This is a genomic window from Stappia sp. (assembly GCF_048261845.1).
Taxonomy (GTDB): domain Bacteria; phylum Pseudomonadota; class Alphaproteobacteria; order Rhizobiales; family Stappiaceae; genus Stappia.
On record NZ_JBLXFR010000006.1, the window covers coordinates 18,110 to 33,462 of the forward strand.

Annotated in this window: 12 protein-coding genes and 1 pseudogene; 5 read left to right on the forward strand and 8 right to left on the reverse strand. The window is 59.9% G+C overall.

The genetic code is table 11. From position 1 onward, the window contains the following. Positions 1-79: 79 nt before the first annotated feature. From ACN0T5_RS04395 to ACN0T5_RS04425, 7 genes are all read right to left on the reverse strand, one after another. Complete coding sequence (locus tag ACN0T5_RS04395) at positions 80-1,972, reverse strand: DEAD/DEAH box helicase (RefSeq protein WP_417767404.1); 1,893 nt, start codon at positions 1,970-1,972, stop codon at positions 80-82. After that, positions 1,972-3,288 (reverse strand): hypothetical protein, encoded by a 1,317-nt coding sequence (locus ACN0T5_RS04400; RefSeq protein WP_417767405.1) that lies wholly within the window; start codon positions 3,286-3,288, stop codon positions 1,972-1,974. The genes ACN0T5_RS04395 and ACN0T5_RS04400 overlap by 1 nt, the downstream gene beginning before the upstream one ends. After that, entirely contained in the window at positions 3,285-4,151 is an 867-nt protein-coding gene (locus tag ACN0T5_RS04405) for a hypothetical protein (protein WP_417767406.1), read from the reverse strand. The genes ACN0T5_RS04400 and ACN0T5_RS04405 overlap by 4 nt, the downstream gene beginning before the upstream one ends. Before the next feature lie 25 nt (positions 4,152-4,176). Continuing rightward, on the reverse strand, positions 4,177-4,647 hold the full coding sequence (locus tag ACN0T5_RS04410; RefSeq protein ID WP_417767407.1) for a very short patch repair endonuclease: 471 nt from the start codon (positions 4,645-4,647) through the stop codon (positions 4,177-4,179). After that, positions 4,631-5,374 (reverse strand): GIY-YIG nuclease family protein, encoded by a 744-nt coding sequence (locus tag ACN0T5_RS04415; RefSeq protein ID WP_417767408.1) that lies wholly within the window; start codon positions 5,372-5,374, stop codon positions 4,631-4,633. Before ACN0T5_RS04415 ends, ACN0T5_RS04410 begins: the two co-directional genes overlap by 17 nt. 19 nt (positions 5,375-5,393) lie before the next feature. Continuing rightward, a complete protein-coding gene (locus ACN0T5_RS04420; protein WP_417767409.1) occupies positions 5,394-6,539 on the reverse strand; it encodes a DNA cytosine methyltransferase in 1,146 nt (381 codons plus the stop codon). A gap of 133 nt (positions 6,540-6,672) precedes the next feature. After that, complete coding sequence (locus ACN0T5_RS04425) at positions 6,673-6,837, reverse strand: hypothetical protein (RefSeq protein WP_417767410.1); 165 nt, start codon at positions 6,835-6,837, stop codon at positions 6,673-6,675. Positions 6,838-6,941: 104 nt separating this feature from the next. Between ACN0T5_RS04425 and ACN0T5_RS04430 the strand changes: the two genes are divergently transcribed. After that, complete coding sequence (locus ACN0T5_RS04430; protein WP_417767411.1) at positions 6,942-7,826, forward strand: DUF2163 domain-containing protein; 885 nt, start codon at positions 6,942-6,944, stop codon at positions 7,824-7,826. A gap of 4 nt (positions 7,827-7,830) precedes the next feature. Here ACN0T5_RS04430 and ACN0T5_RS04435 read toward each other — a convergent pair whose 3' ends face one another. Continuing rightward, entirely contained in the window at positions 7,831-8,814 is a 984-nt protein-coding gene (locus ACN0T5_RS04435) for a hypothetical protein (protein ID WP_417767412.1), read from the reverse strand. Positions 8,815-9,044: 230 nt separating this feature from the next. On the opposite strand from ACN0T5_RS04435, the gene ACN0T5_RS04440 reads away from it, so the two are divergent. The 4 genes and pseudogenes from ACN0T5_RS04440 (at position 9,045) to ACN0T5_RS04455 (ending at position 15,335) form a co-directional block, all read left to right on the forward strand. Continuing rightward, a complete protein-coding gene (locus ACN0T5_RS04440; RefSeq protein WP_417767413.1) occupies positions 9,045-9,488 on the forward strand; it encodes an NlpC/P60 family protein in 444 nt (147 codons plus the stop codon). Between the two features lie 9 nt (positions 9,489-9,497). Then, positions 9,498-11,903, forward strand: a pseudogene (locus ACN0T5_RS04445) (baseplate multidomain protein megatron); the annotation flags it as partial. Beyond that, positions 11,822-13,399: a phage tail protein gene (locus ACN0T5_RS04450; protein WP_417767485.1), complete on the forward strand. Its 1,578-nt coding sequence runs from the start codon at positions 11,822-11,824 to the stop codon at positions 13,397-13,399. The pseudogene ACN0T5_RS04445 and the gene ACN0T5_RS04450, both read left to right, overlap by 82 nt. A gap of 10 nt (positions 13,400-13,409) precedes the next feature. After that, the gene (locus tag ACN0T5_RS04455; RefSeq protein ID WP_417767414.1) at positions 13,410-15,335 is read left to right on the forward strand and encodes a DUF2793 domain-containing protein; all 1,926 of its coding nucleotides are present in this window, start codon (positions 13,410-13,412) and stop codon (positions 15,333-15,335) included. Positions 15,336-15,353: the final 18 nt, after the last annotated feature.

A 15,353-nucleotide genomic window follows, 5' to 3' on the forward strand; every position in this document is an offset into this window, starting at 1 on the left:
ATGAAAGTCGGGACAGTTCCTTACCCTCGCGCTAAAAGCCAAGAGAAAAACGGCATGACAGCGGCCTCTGGTAGGTAGGTCACGCATTTCCGGCTGCGATATGAGCGGCAATTGCCTGATAGTCATCGTCAAATGCTGGCGTGCCCCCTGAGCCTTCATCAGCTGACGGCAACGCAATTTGGACCAGTCCCGGATCGTCCATTAGCAATGAAAGGGCGCTTACTTTCTCAGCTAGTCTACCGTCTACGGAGTCGTCGATTGAGCCTGCGCTTATTAGCAAAGTGAAACGTGTGACTACGTTCTCATCTAGCCCAAGCCGATGGATGCGATCTTGGCTCTGGAGAAAGTGCCCAGCATTGAATGTTCTGTCCAAATATACGGCATGATGGCACCAATGGTGCAGGCTAACGCCTTCGCCGCAGGCTGCGGGATTCGCTAGCAGTACAGCGCAAGCCGGGTCGTGCCGAAATCGTTCGAATTCTCGTTCGCGAGTAATAACGCCAGGGGGGGGCATCTCGTCTGAGGGCACGCCACCATGCACAATAGCTGGTTGATATTGATCCAAGAGACGGGCGAGAGCCCTAAGATTTTTCACAAAACTCGACCAGATCAGTATTTTTTCGCCCTTTTCCACCGCTTCTTTTACGATTGAATAGACACGTTGATACTTCCAGGGCTGTTCGAAGCTGCTGTACCGGGCCAGCAAATCAGCCAAAGGTTCGTGCCCTTGAAGTTCCAAAGGTGGATGCAGAAAGGCCGGATCATCATCGTCGTCCGAACCAGCGGTAAGCAGCATTGGGTTCGTTGCAGCCTCCAAAAGGTACATTACGATCCGCCCCAACCTTTGCATCTCGTGACGACCTCGGTCTGGAAGGGCAAACGTTGACTGATACTGACCCAGCAAAGCGTTGTAAATCGCTGCTTGGATTGGTGGCATAGGTTCTCGCACCACTTCGAAACTGGTAGGGGGCAGATCTAATTCAGCTTTCGCCGTGCGTACAAAATACCGTCTTATCGCGCTGTTCGTTTCAATTAGAACATCTTCATCCCGGCCTTTGCGTTCGAAGTATGCGGCGTCTGGAAGCACCTGCCTATCCTGCCCGGGAAAAAGGAAGCTCACCAATGCAACCAAGTCAAAAGCACCTTGAGGCGCGGGTGTTCCAGTGAGCACGTCCCGACGACGAGCTGCATAGGCAAGGTCAAGAACCGCTCTCCCATGCACACCTGCCGCCCCGCGCTTTATCCGATGCGCTTCATCTAGGACCACTTGCGTTGGTTCAGCAGCCACGAAGTTTCGGACGGTATCATAGTCGCTCGCCGTTCGATTGTAGTTGGATAATAAGACTTCGGTATTTGCCGGTATAACCGTTCCTGCCCCAGCATGGATCACTAGAAGCGGTGGCCTTTCAAAGCAGGCAACAAGTTCCTCCTTCCATGCCCCGAAGGCCGCGATCGGTCCAATTACTGCTAGGCGGCGGACGATGCCACGGGCGCGCAGTACGGCGTAGGCAGCTAGCGCGACCGTAGTCTTTCCTGCACCCGGCACAGAAAAATCAGCTCCGTGGGGGAGGCTTACGAGCCTGAACAGATTTCTTGTTTGAAAACGTCTAAGCTTTCGCTTGAACCCAGCCCGCGAGAGCTCGCCTTCCAAAGCATCAAGGGTGGTCTCGTCTGCTGATCCTCCTTCAACAACGCTTTCACGAGCGATGCGATCTGAGGCCATGGAGCGGAGTTGATCGGACAGAGTTGGCCCAAGCTGGACACGTTCGCCGAATACATCACGTAGTTCACGCAGGACCCTCAACTCCGACAGGAAGACGTCAGCGTGAACGACCGTGCGAACAGGAGAGCCGGAGTCGATGCCTCGCGCCAAAGCTTCCTGTAGACGTGCCCAAGCACCTGGATTTGTCTCGCCGTTGCGTTCGATTATTACAGTAGGGCGACCTTGGCGATACAACTCAGCGGTAATCATTACAGTGTCTCTATCTGGGTGATGGCCGCCTTAACCTCCGCAATCTTCTCTTTGAAAGCGTCTTCATCCCACTCACTTTGGGATCTTGCTTTCGCTAGCGCGGCGCCGGCACGACCAATATTATCCTTTGCCAGGTCTAGTTTTTTGATTGGTGCAACAACTGCTTTAGCGTCCTTTACATTTTCACTCGCCTCCTTCGCCGCCGCATCAACCGCACTCTTTACAGAAGTTAACAGCTGCTGAACCGCGACCTGCTCGCCTGTAGGCAAAGTTACGATTTCTTCCGGCTTCTGTGCAGCAAGAAAAGAGAGAACGGGGTTGAGGTCTCCTGCATCTGACTCGCTGCCTTCGCCGAGAACATCATCCAACAGGTCAGAATCTGCGTTACCACTTTTGCTACCGGAGCTTTCAAGAAGAGATTTCAAAAATAGATCGTTTGAGAACTCCTCTCGGACAAACTCAACGGCATCGCTCCTTCTAAGGTGTCTCAAATCACGGTAATTCGTTCCCGCAAGTGTTCCAAGGAAATACACACTACGAACGGACGCAGCTTCTTGCGGCGACTTGCCTCGAACATGGATCGCCAACTCTCGAAATGCGGAGTTATTGCCCACAAAGTCCGCGTGAAACTTTTGTCCATTGGATAGTGCGATCAACTGATGAAGCTGCTGAAGCTTTTCATACTGTTCTTGAACTTCTTCTTTCCCCAGGCGCATCCGTTTTGCGACTTTGTCCCAGTTCTTGTTTGAAGATTCAAATATTTCCTCAATCAGGAGGGCCTCGTTAACCCAGGAGTATTCTTCCCGAAAGTCCTTTGAAACTTGGAGCTCTGTTTCGAGATCAATTAACTCGTCCTTTGTCGCGTCTGCCGGAAGAACAAAGGCGCGAATGTAGCGGGCACCTTCAACATGATTTTCCACCCACAGCTTCCTTAACGCAGCTGCACGGCGATTACCATTTATTAGTATCCCCTCGGCAGTAACGACGGCAGGTTCTTGTTGACCGCGCTCCCCCAGGTCTCTCATGAGGTCGTCGAAACCGCCTTGGCTCGACAAGATGTCTAGCTGAATAGCTTGAGCCTGACCTCCGAGTGGATCACCTGTAAACAATTCATTATTGCCACTCTTGCGAATTTCGCGATCCTGTTCGGCGCGTGTTCTGTGGTTCAAGGTAGAAAAGCGCACCCACTCAATCGGTAAGGTTACAACCGGCAGCTCTTTTTCCGGTCGAACCCATTGGGGCAAAAGCTGTTTGTTTGCTTTTTGAGTTCGAAGGGCAAGAAAACCTGCCCGCTCTTGGTCAATTACCGGGTTCAACGTGAGTCACTCCTGTACATTGTTGATGCGCCTGCGCCGTATCTTGACGAGATAGTAGTTCGGGTTCCTCGCCCTCCCTTAAGGAAACCAATGTGCCCGGTGAAGTACTGCACTTCTTGCCCGTCGATCCCAAAGGCGGATAAAAGAACGGCAGGAAACTGACGAGATCGCTCACCCGACCAGTTCCAATTTGTGGCGTTGGAGTTGTGGAGATTATTCCGCTCTGGCATCACCCAAATACAAGGGGGCGGGATCAATCTACCATTTAGCTCAATGGCTTTCGATATTTTGGGACAAGGGCGAATTGGGCTGCCGCACATTGCGTTGTGAAAGATAATGCCATCAATAGCGTCTCCATAAGCATCAGAGAAGAAGCGCTTTCGAAGCCGATTTACACCTTTGGAGACGTGCTCACCTGGTTCATATTGCAGGCTGTCACAAAGCCACCAAAGGTAAGTTTCTTGAGCCCATTCCGGTGTGGACCAAGCAACGCTGCTATGTGCTCCGTCAGGACATCCTTTTTGAATAATTGCCACGCTGCCAACGCCAGAAACTTGAAGGCGGTACACAGTATCCTTTCCATACTCAGGCTTTTCAAACTCGCTGATGGCTCCGGCAGCCATCATATATTTGAAGAGGTCAGTCAGAAACTCTCGGCGATCCGCAGTGCCAGCCGCTGCACTTCCTCTAATCCGTTGGATTGCAGCAGGTAGCGCGAGCTCGAAATCCTGAACAGTCAGACCATGCTTCTGTAGAAAAGCATCGTCGCGCGCAATTGATCTTACAGCCTCTGCGACAAGGTCAATAACCTCGTCGGGGGGCGCTCCTGGATGGTTGCAGGGGGTCGCGGTTTCGCCGGCCAAAGTAGACTCCTTCAAGTTACAGAAATTATTTCACTATATCGGCTGAAGGCGCCCTGGAGCCGGGTGAAAAGCTAGAACTTGCTATCTGTTTCGTGGAGCGGAGAAAGGTATCAATTCGCTGCCTTAGTGTTTCTTGTCTCGTTTCACACTCCCACAAAACCAAAATTTCCCAACCTCGAGCGCGCAGCTCCTCGAGTGTCGATTTGTCGCGCTCTTTATTCACTTGGATCTTCTTTCTCCAGTAATTAGCGTTGGTCTTTGGCTGACGATTTCCACGCTTGCAGGTGTGTCCGTGCCAAAAACAGCCGTGAACGAAAATCAATTTTCGACGCGGCCCAAAGACAAGATCAGGTTTTCCAGGAAGGTCGTTACGGTGCAGTCGGTACCGATATCCAAGTGAGTGAACCAAACGGCGCACGACCATTTCAGGCACGGTATCCTTGCACTTGACAGCACGCATGATCTGCGACCGTTTGGTGTCAGTCTTTGTCGCCATCGTTTTCCTCGTGGCCGATCTCGACGCTAGTGTCGCCACCCAAGGCTTGATACCTCTGTTCCGCAAGCCACTGCAGACGCTTTGCCTGAACCAAGAGCACCCGGCGCAGCCCAACTTTCACATCTCGCTCTGCAATACCCTGGCTCAAACGGGAAATAACGGCTGCACGACGGAAAATCCTAAAGTCGGGGTGGGAGCGAATTTCCAGCACCCTATCTGACACAATGCGACCTCTAATCGATTTCAGCGGAATAATTGGTTTCTTAGGTTTGGGCGGGTTTTTCTCATTTAGAATTTCACCAAACCTACTCTTGGCTATGAGATTTTGGTGAACGGCATATTCCAAAGCATCTAGGTGCTCAGCGGCTTCTTTATATTCCGACGGGTTCTTTTTTTTCGTGACGCCTTGGTATTGAGGAAGTGGCCAAACCTCTATGTCCTTAACCTCTAATGGGTCTAGAATGGACTTGGCGACTGCGTCTGAGCGCTGGCCTGTCAGGTGGCGTCCAACCCGTCCACTTACTTGTTCTTTAGTTTGCCCAACATAGATCGGCTCGCCATCGTAGTCGTAGAAGGCGTATACGCCCCATCCAAAGCTACCAATTCGAGCTGTCGTACCGGACACATCATCTTGGAACTCCGTAGCCATGAACTTCTTCAGGCTAGCGCGGAGTTCTTTCGTTTCGAATGCAGGCTGTTTTGTCGAAAACGGGTCTTTGTCGGGCATGCCGACTTTGTAATCTGAATCACGCTACGAGGGCGAGTCGATTCCTTGCGAGCACTGGTTCGAAGATGTTCTCGGCTAGATGCCTGACCACAGGTACTGCCACCCCATCACCCGCGAGTTTATAGGCATCGTTGTAGCGAGAAGGTAGTACGTAAGTGTCAGGCAGGCCCATGAGCGCGGCTGCTTCACGGGGTGACAGAAGGCGAGAGCGAACCTTTTCTCCCTCGACCGAGATGATCGTCTGACGGCTTGAACCACCCGCTGGCGTTCGCAGGCATCCCGCGATCTCGTCAAATCTCACTTCTGCACGTTGGCGCTTAATCCCAGCTTCATCCGGTCGAGTTCGGCGATAGACAGTTCCTACGACCTTAGTCTTCTGTTCGATGGCGGCCTCAACCTTCTTTCGGTTGTGGTCGGTCATCATGTCGAGAAGGTATTTGGTCTCTGCCTTCGTGTGCCATTTCACGCCGGTTGGCTTTTCCTCGATCAGGCTGGACAGGTTAGTGTTGCGCAACGCGGGCACAGGTAGATTCCACCATATCCACCGCTCGGCGGCAGCCTTCGATAGCAAGCGATGCCCTTCGACAAGGGCAGGAGGATGCCAAAGAGTTGATGGGCCACTTTGCATGAGTTCATTTGGAACTCGAAGATCGCCACGGACTCCGATCATGAAAAACCGAGGGCGTGATTGGGGAAGAAAATGAACAGCATCAACAACAACCGCTCCAAAGCGGTATCCAAGTCCAGAGAAGGCAGCAGCCAAGGTTGCAAAATCGCGACCACCATTGCTCGTGATTGCACCGTAGACGTTTTCCAGCGCTACTATCTTTGGCCCGCGGCCTGACGCATGCAGCTGTCTAACCAACTTCCAGAATGGCTTGAACATACCGCTGCGTTTTCCGGCCAGTCCTGCACCCTTGCCTGCAAGAGACAGGTCTTGGCATGGGAACGAAGCCCACAGAAGGTCAGCCTTCCCGGGTATCTCATCTACGGTGACACTCGCAACATCCTTCAGCAGGAGTTCCTTGCCGCCGTGGTGGTTCGCGCGGTAGCTTTCAGCTTTCTTTGCGTCGATGTCGTTGGCGAAAAGGCACTCCCAACCTGCTTCAAGTCCAAAGCCTGCCATGCCTCCACCAGCAAAAAAGTCATAATATGTGTGCTTCATGTCGACCTCACCGCTACATGTAGTTTATCGCAGCGGATAGTATTTGTTTCAAGCCTAACAATGCCTCGACGTGACGAGTACGGACTGCGATTTTGGACGCGTTGGCCCTCCCAGTCCCTTGGAAAGTATCTCATTAGTCGGGTCGCGTCACCTCCGGCTCCTGCTGGCCATCCAAGATGACCTCGATGATGTCCGGTGCGAGTAACGTCAATCGCATAACTCGGGTCATGTATGACGGCGCGATTCCTTCGCGCTCGGCCAGTTCAGCGATCGTGGCAAACTCACCCGATTCGAGCATCCTTTTCCATCGGAACGCGCGGGCCAGCGCCTTGACCAGTGTGTTGTCAGTCCGCCGCTGCGGTACGGTGCCTTTCTGGCATTGCTTCGCGGCTGGGGGCGGAAGTGAAGTCCCTCTCGCCCGCGCTGCAGGCCCATCTCGACGAGGGCACGACCACGCTCGCCTGGTGCTGGCGGGTCACACGGGCCGACGGTGTCACCTTCGGCTTCACCGACCATGATCGCACGCTCAGCTTTGACGGCACGGACTTCGAGCCGGAAAGTGGACTGACGGCGTCCGAGGTTCGCTCGGGCTCGGACCTGTCCGTCGATGCACAGGATGCCGAGGGGGTGCTGACCTCGGACCGCACCACCGAGACCGATATTGTCGACGGCCGCTGGGACAACGCGGCGGTCGAGGTCTGGCGGGTGAACTGGGCCGATACTGGCCAGCGTGTTCTGATGCGGCGCGGGGCCATCGGCCAGATCCGGCGCGGGCGGCTCGCCTTCGTGGCGGAGGTGCGCTCGCTGGCCCATGTACTCGGGCAGACGGTGGGGCGGACCTTTCAGGCGAACTGCGATGCTGCTCTCGGGGACGCGCGCTGCGGCGTCGATCTGGAGGACCCGGCTTACAAGGGCACGGGCGCAGTGATTGATCTCCTGCGCGACCGTGCCTTCACCGCCTCCGGTCTCGGCTGGTTCGAGGCCGGCTGGTTTACCTTCGGTACCATTGAATGGACCAGCGGCGCGAACTCGGGACGCCGCACTGAGGTGCTGGGCCATGACGTGGCGGATGGCGTCGCTGTACTGACCCTGCTCGAGGCACCGGTGCGGGCCATCGCGGAGGAAGACGCATTCACGATCCGCGCGGGCTGCGACAAGCGGATCGAGACCTGCGGCGCGAAGTTCGCCAACACCGCCAACTTCCGGGGCTTCCCCTATGTCCCCGGCCAGGACGCCGTTCTGCGCTACGCTACCAAGGACGGTGGCCATGACGGAGGCGTGCTGTAACCACCTAGTCGCTTGTACGTTGGAGTTGTTTACCGGCGCTACGCGAAAGATTGATGCTGCGAAACAATTCAAAGGCAGCGAAGACTGCGGCATTAAAGACCTTGGCTGTTTCAGGATTGTCGTAGCGAACAGACGCAGGGTCATAACTGCTAGAGCGAGATGTCGGTCGCTCATGTACATGATCATTTCTTAACCGACGCGCTGCGTGTAAAATGTCCCATGCTCCATCTGGCAGTTGGAAATAGTCTTGAGCCTTCTGGAAAATCTCAAACGCCTTGCTTCGTCGCTTACTCGCCCCCAAAATTTCAGGTGGGAGATTGTCTTTGAGCAGCCACTCGACAAGTGCCATTAGTCCAACCAGCGCAAGCTCAGGTTCGCCACTATCTGCCAATCGTTTAAGAGCTAAAAGTTGGCCTTCAAAAGGAGAAAAGCCTCGCACCGGCCATTTGGCGGCGGCACGCACATCCTCTACTTGAGCCGTTCGGAGTGCCTTGGAACTGGAGCGCGGCAGAAGACCCGCTAGCAAGTCTGGGCTCTTTCCTAGCGGATAGTACCTTTCAAATCTCGAGCTCGCGAAGGCCGAAAAAAGGGTCTGAGGAATCTGAAGCTCGTGCAGCGAAACCGCCATGTAGTCTCTTAGGAATCGCCGTGTGGCCGCTGCCGCCTGTGAGAGAGTCAAATAGGCGACCTCGTCCTCGTACGAGCCCACATTCGCTGCTCCGATTCTGTTCCAGGTGAATGGCCTGTCATCCTCCGGGATAACGATTTCATTGTGCATATTGCGAATAGATAGCTCGAGGTACTTGTCATAGTACCTCTGACGTCGCCCCCAAAGATTGACCCGAGCCAAACATTGGGTGCAAGGAATCAATCCCGATATTCCCGTTTTGGATTTCTCGCCTTCCTTTTCCGAGACAATTTTTCTGGAAAGACGTTCATCAATGAAGGTTAGGGCTGGTAGAAAAACTATATCAACGTCTACGTCCAACAAATTCCCGCGACCTCGGTAGTTTTCGAAGTCGATGTCAAGCGCATATGGAGCTGAAAAGCAACAATGAAGCAGTCGAAGTCAGAACTGTCGCGCAAGTCCTCGAGCTTTTCAAACAGTTCAGGAAATGCCAGCCCTCTTTCGCAAAGGGAGTCTATTTGATCGTGCTTCATTTCTCCCTCAGTTTGTTCATCTGTCTCGAAAACCAAAGCGCCTAGTTCATGGAGACTATGGCTCATGGCAACACCTGCCAAGCGGCTTTGATCGTGCATATTGCACGTTCGTGGCTTGGAACACCGTATCACGACCAAGCGAGCCTCAAGGGCGTCGGCTGCGATTGCCTCGGACTCGCCCGCGGCGTCTGGCGTGAAGTCGTAGGTCCCGAACCGTTTCCGATCCCGCCCTATAGCCGGGACTGGGGCGAGACCGGCCCTCGCGAGGTACTGGCCGAGGGTGCGCGGCGCATGATGCCCGAGATCGCCCCGGCCGATGTCACTCCCGGTTCGCTGGTTCTCTTTCGGATGATGCCGCGCGCCATAGCCAAGCATGTCGGGATCGTCACTGGCCCCGACACCTTCCTCCACGCCTACGAGCGGCTGGGCGTGATCGAGGAACCGCTGACCCAAGCCTGGCGGCGGCGCATCGCTTTCGCCTTCCTGTTTCCGCAACGCTGAGACTTCGACATGGCCACCCTCATTCTCGGCACCGCCGGTGCCGCCATCGGCGGCTCGATCGTTGGCGCGATCCTCGGCGTCAGCGCGGCGACCATTGGCGGGTTCATCGGCTCCACCATCGGCTCTGTTGTCGACAGCTGGATCGTGTCCTCGCTCGCCCCGACGCAACGGATCGAAGGCGCGCGGCTCGAAAGCCTGCGCATCACGTCCTCTACCGAGGGAGCCGTGATCCCGCGCCTCTACGGCCGGATGCGCATCGGTGGCAACATCATCTGGGCGACCGATTTCCGCGAGGAGACGAAGACCACTACCCAGGGTGGCGGCAAGGGCGGCGGGGGCGGCAAGGTCAAGACCACCGAGTATCTCTACTACGCCAGCTTCGCCGTCGCTCTCTGTGAGGGGCCGATCACCGGCATCGGGCCCGTTTGGGCGGACGGCAAGCCCATGGACCTTTCCGGCGTCACCTGGCGCTGGTATCCGGGCGACGAGGCGCAGGCGGCGGACCCGTTCATTTCGGCCAAGATGGGTGCGGCCAACACGCCCGCCTATCGCGGCACCGCCTATGTCGTTTTCGAGGAACTGCCGCTGTCGAGCTATGGCAACCGTCTGCCGCAGCTCTCCTTCGAGGTATTCCGGCCGCTCGCCGATCCCGACACCGCCGAGGGGCTGACCCGCGCCGTCACGCTGATCCCGGCCTCGGGCGAGTTCACCTATGCGACGCAGGCCATCCGAAAATCCTCGGGCGGCGCGACGCAGGCCGAGAACCTGAACGCGCTGCCCGCCACCGCCGACATGGTCGTCGCACTCGACCGCCTGCAGGGCATGGCGCCCGCCGTCGAAAGTGTCAGCCTTGTCGTCGCCTGGTTCGGCGACGACCTGCGCGCGGGCTCCTGCAAGCTGCGCCCGGGCGTCGAGGTCTCGGCGAAATCCACGACGCCTGTCATCTGGTCGGTCTATGGCGGCACGCCCGCCGATTTCGCGGTGGTTCAGGCGATCCGGGAGATGGAGTCCCGTGGGCTGCGCGTCACCTTCTATCCATTCCTCCTGATGGACGTCCCGCCTGGCAATACGCTGCCGAACCCGTATTCCGACACCGCCGCCGAGACGGGCCAGCCCACATTCCCCTGGCGCGGCAGGATCACCTGTTCGCCCGCCGCAGGCTTTGCCGGGAGCGTGGACAAGACGACCACGGCGTCGAGCCAAGTCGTGGCGTTCTTCGGCGCCGCGAGCCCCTCCGACTTCGCGATCTCGGGCGAGACCGTCTCCTGGACCGGCCCATCCGGCGATTGGGGCTTGCGCCGGATGATGCTGCATTACGCCCATCTCTGCGTCGTGGCCGGCGGGGTCGACGCTTTCCTGATCGGCTCGGAAATGCGCGGTCTGACCACCATCCGCTCGGGTGCCAGCACCTATCCCGCCGTCGCCGCGTTCAAGGCGCTCGCCGCCGATGTGCGCGCCATTCTCGGGGCGGGCACGGAGATCGGCTATGCGGCCGACTGGTCTGAATACTTCGGCCACCAGCCGGGTGACGGCTCGGGCGATGTGTTCTTCCACCTCGATCCGCTCTGGGCCGATCCAAACACGGACTTCATCGGGATCGACAACTACATGCCGCTCTCCGACTGGCGGGACGGCTTCACCCATGCAGACGCGGCCGAAGGCTGGCCCGCGATCTACGACCAGGCCTATCTGCAGGCGAACATCGCGGGCCGCGAGGGCTTCGACTGGTTCTATGCCAGCGCGGCGGACCGCTCTTCGCAGGTCCGCACCCCGATCACCGACGGTGCTGCGAGCAAGCCATGGGTCTTCCGCTACAAGGATCTGCGCAGCTGGTGGTCGAACGCGCATTACGACCGCCCGGGCGGCGTGGAGAGCGGCACGCCGACCGCATGGGCGCCGGAATCCAAGCCCATCCGCTTCACCGAACTCGGCTGCCCGGCCATCGACCGGGGCACCAACCAGCCCAACGTCTTCTTCGACCCGAAATCGTCGGAGAGCTTCACGCCTTACTTCTCGCGGGGCTGGCGTGACGACACCATCCAGCGCGCCTATCTCGAGGCGACCTATCTCTTCTGGGGTGAGGCCGCGAACAACCCGCTGTCCTCGGTCTATGGCGGCCGGATGGTCGATGTGCCGGAATGCGCGGCCTGGACCTGGGACGCACGGCCGTACCCGTTCTTTCCCGAACTGACCGATGTCTGGACCGATGGCCCGAACTGGCGGCTCGGCCATTGGCTGACCGGCCGCCTCGGGTCGGTGTCGCTGGCGGCGCTCGTCCGGCACCTCTGCCTGCGCGCCCGGCTGCCGGAGGACCGCATCGACGTCACCGGCCTCTGGGGCTCGGTCGAGGGCTATGCCATCGGTGCGCTGGAAAGCCCGCGCGCCTCGATCACCACGCTTGCCCGCCACTTCGGCTTCGACGCCGTCGAGACCGAGGGTGTGATCCGCTTCGTCATGCGCGGGCGGCGGTGGCAAACGTCACACCCGACGATCTCGTCGCAGCCCGCGAGTGCGACGTGCTGGAACTGACACGCGGCCAGGAGACCGAACTGCCACAGGCCCTGAAGTGGCAGGTCGCCCGGGCCGACGAGGATTACGAGGCGGCACAGGTCGAGGCCCGGCGGATCACCGTCGACACGACGCGCATCGCCTCGGAGAGCTTCTCAATGGCAGTGCCGCCAGAGGAGGCCGAGCGCCGTTGCCGCCGCGCGCTGATGGAAGCCTGGACCGGTCGCGAGAGCGCGGCATTCCGGCTGCCGCCCTCGCGGCTCGCGCTCGACCCCGCTGATGTGGTGATGCTCGCCCATGACGGCCGATCCGTCCCGCTGAGGCTCATCTCGATTGCCGATGCCGACGCGCGCGGCATCGAGGCCGTGCGTCAGGATCGGGAAGCCTACGACCTGCCGCCCGGCGCTCCGCGACCCTCTGCGCTGTCGCAGGCGGTGGTCTTCGGCGCGCCCGAGGTCATGCTCCTCGATTTGCCGCAGCTCACCGAGGACCAGCCCGCACATCGGCCCTTCGCCGCTGCGCACGCCGTGCCTTGGCCCGGCGAGATCGCTGTCTTCCGGAGCCCCTCGACGGATGGCTTCGACCTGCTGACGACGTTCGGCAGCCGCGCCCGGATCGGCACGCTGGTCTCGGACCTTTACGCCGGGCCGACGTCACGCTTCGACCTCGGCAACGTGCTGGTGGTCGATCTGCTGACCGGCACGCTGGAAAGCGTCACCGACCTGACCTTGTTCGGCGGCGCCAACGCGCTGGCCATCGAGAGCGCGCCCGGTGTCTGGGAGATCGTGCAGGCGGGCGTGGCCGAACTGACCGCCCCCGGCCGGTATCGCCTGACCCGACTCCTGCGCGGCCAGCGCGGGACCGAAGGTGCCATGGGCAACCCGGCGCCCGCCGGCGCGCGGGTCGTGGTGCTCGACGCAGCGTTGACATCACTGCCGATCGCCGAGGCCGATCTCGGGATCCCATGGAACTGGCGCATCGGCCCGGCGAGCCGCCCGGTCAGCGACGAGACCTATGTCGCGCAGGCGTTCACGCCCGAGGGCGTGGGGCTGCGTCCGTTCTCGGCCGCTCATGTCGAACAGCCATGGCGCAGACCGCGCGCGCCCGGCGACCTGACGATCCGCTGGACGCGCCGGTCCCGAGCGCTCGCGTCCGACAGCTGGGGCGGGCTGGAGGTGCCACTGGCCGAAGAACTCGAAACCTACGACGTCGAGATCCTCGATGGCGCGACCGTGAGGCGGGTGCTGAGCGCGGCCACCACCAGCGCGATCTACACCGCCGCCCAGCAGACCACTGATTGGGGCGCACCGTTGGGCCCCGGCGACACGCTCGACATCCGCATCTACCAGCTCTCCGCCCTCGTGGGGCGGGGCGCGCCGAAATCCGTCACGCTGATCTTCTGAAGGCCATCCCATGTCCGACGCCACGACCCACCTCCTGCTGCCCTATATTCTGGCGGCGCAGGCGCAGAAGCACGTCACCCACAACGAGGCGCTGCGGATCCTCGACGGGCTCGTCCAGCTCTCCGTTATTGATCGGGACCTGACCGCACCGCCAGTCAGTCCCGCCGATGGCGATCGCTACATCGTCGGCTCGGGCGCGACCGGCGACTGGGCGGGTTGGGATCTGAACATCGCCCTCTGGACCGACGGCGCCTGGTTGCGCCTGCCGCCACGCACCGGCTGGCGGACATGGGTCGAGGACGAGGCCGTGCTGCTCGTCTGGACCGGTGCCGCCTGGGAGGTCGTGGGCGAGCCCAGCGACATCTCGGATGCGGTCTTCAGCCTCGTCAACGATGCCGATCCCACGAAGAAGGCGGTCTTCTCGCTCTCCGGTATCAGCACCGGTACGACCCGCAGCTACACGCTGCCGAACACCTCATCGGAACTGGCGATCCTCGCAGGCACCCAGACCTTCACCGGCAACAAGACCTTCTCGGGCACGCTGACCGCGTCGGGCACCGTCACGGTCTCGGGGGCAACCGCGACCATTGGCACGGCGACGGGCACCGCGACCTACGGCATGGGCACCGGGGCGACGACCACCGGCCTCACCAAGACCGTGAATCTCGGCACCGGCGGCGTGTCGGGGTCGACCACGGTCGTCAACATCGGCCCCGCAACCTCGGGCGCGAATGGCACGACGGTCGTGAACACGCCGACCGTGACCTTCGCCAATGCCGTGACGCAGGTCGGCATGCCCCAGGCAAATCTGACCGCGCAGTTGCTGGGCCTCGGCGGGGCGACGGCCGACAGCTACAACCGGCTCTCGGTCAACACGCCCGCGGTGCTCCTGAACAACGCGGGCGCCGGAATCGAGGCGACCGTCAACAAGGCCGCGGCCGCCAACGATGCCTCGTTCGCCTTCAAGACCAACTGGTCGGCACGTGCCCTGATCGGCCTTCTCGGCAGCGACGATTTCAGCTTCAAGGTCAGCCCGGACGGGTCGGCCTTTTACGAGGCGCTCAGGATCGACCGCGCGAGCGGCCGAGTCGAGATGCCCGAACCCGTGGTGCTCCCGGCGGTGAGCGCCGTGCCCGTGCCGCCGCCGACCGGCAAGCTCGCCCTCTATGCCCGCGACCGTGCCGGGGCCGGATGGCTCGACGTCCAGCGCCCATCGGGGCGGTTCTTTCCGCTGCAGCCGCATTTTGGGGTGAACCGCATCGCGACCTGGGCGCCGTCCACCGGCACCACGGTCAACACCAACGGCATGCCGCGCACCGCCGTCGGCACGGTTTCCACACCGACGCTCGCCACCACCAACCTCTCGACCTCAATGCGCCGCTGGCGCGTGACCAACGCCGCCACCGCCGATGCGGCGGCCGAGGAACGCTCGACCGGCTGGGTCTGCTGGCGCGGGAATGCTGATGGGCTGGGCGGCTTCACCTACGTGAACCGGCTCTCGCTCGTCACCCTGCAGGCGACCGGCATGGGATTCTTCGGTCTCTACGGTTCGACCGCGGCGCTGGCCACGACCCTGACGTTGTCGGCCGTGGTGAACTGCATCGGCATCGGCTTCCAGCGCGGCACCCACACGAACTGGCAGCTGGTCCAGAACGATGTCTCCGGCGCGCCGACGCTCACCGATCTCGGGGCGAGTTTCCCGGTCGCGAGCACGACCAACGTCCTGACCCTCACGCTCCTCGCCGCCCCGAACAGCAGCGAGATTGGCGTCAGGGTGGTCGAGGAGGTCAGCGGGGCGGTGGTCGAGGCCATGCTCGACACCGACATCCCGGCCGCGACGCAACTCCTGGGCCCGCGCAACTACATGAACAACGGCGCAACGGCAGCGGCAGTCGCATATGATTGCTCGGGCGTATATGTCGAGACAGATTACTGAGGCGGCGGTCGTAGACAC

Excerpts from the sequence above, each read along its gene's own strand:
- ACN0T5_RS04410 (WP_417767407.1), bottom strand. The coding sequence starts at position 4,647 with ATGGCGACAAAGACTGACACCAAACGGTCGCAGATCATGCGTGCTGTC.
- ACN0T5_RS04415 (WP_417767408.1), bottom strand. The coding sequence starts at position 5,374 with ATGCCCGACAAAGACCCGTTTTCGACAAAACAGCCTGCATTCGAAACG.
- ACN0T5_RS04425 (WP_417767410.1), bottom strand. The coding sequence starts at position 6,837 with ATGCTCGAATCGGGTGAGTTTGCCACGATCGCTGAACTGGCCGAGCGC.
- ACN0T5_RS04395 (WP_417767404.1), bottom strand. The coding sequence starts at position 1,972 with ATGATTACCGCTGAGTTGTATCGCCAAGGTCGCCCTACTGTAATAATC.
- ACN0T5_RS04440 (WP_417767413.1), top strand. The coding sequence starts at position 9,045 with ATGGCTCATGGCAACACCTGCCAAGCGGCTTTGATCGTGCATATTGCA.
- ACN0T5_RS04420 (WP_417767409.1), bottom strand. The coding sequence starts at position 6,539 with ATGAAGCACACATATTATGACTTTTTTGCTGGTGGAGGCATGGCAGGC.
- ACN0T5_RS04455 (WP_417767414.1), top strand. The coding sequence starts at position 13,410 with ATGTCCGACGCCACGACCCACCTCCTGCTGCCCTATATTCTGGCGGCG.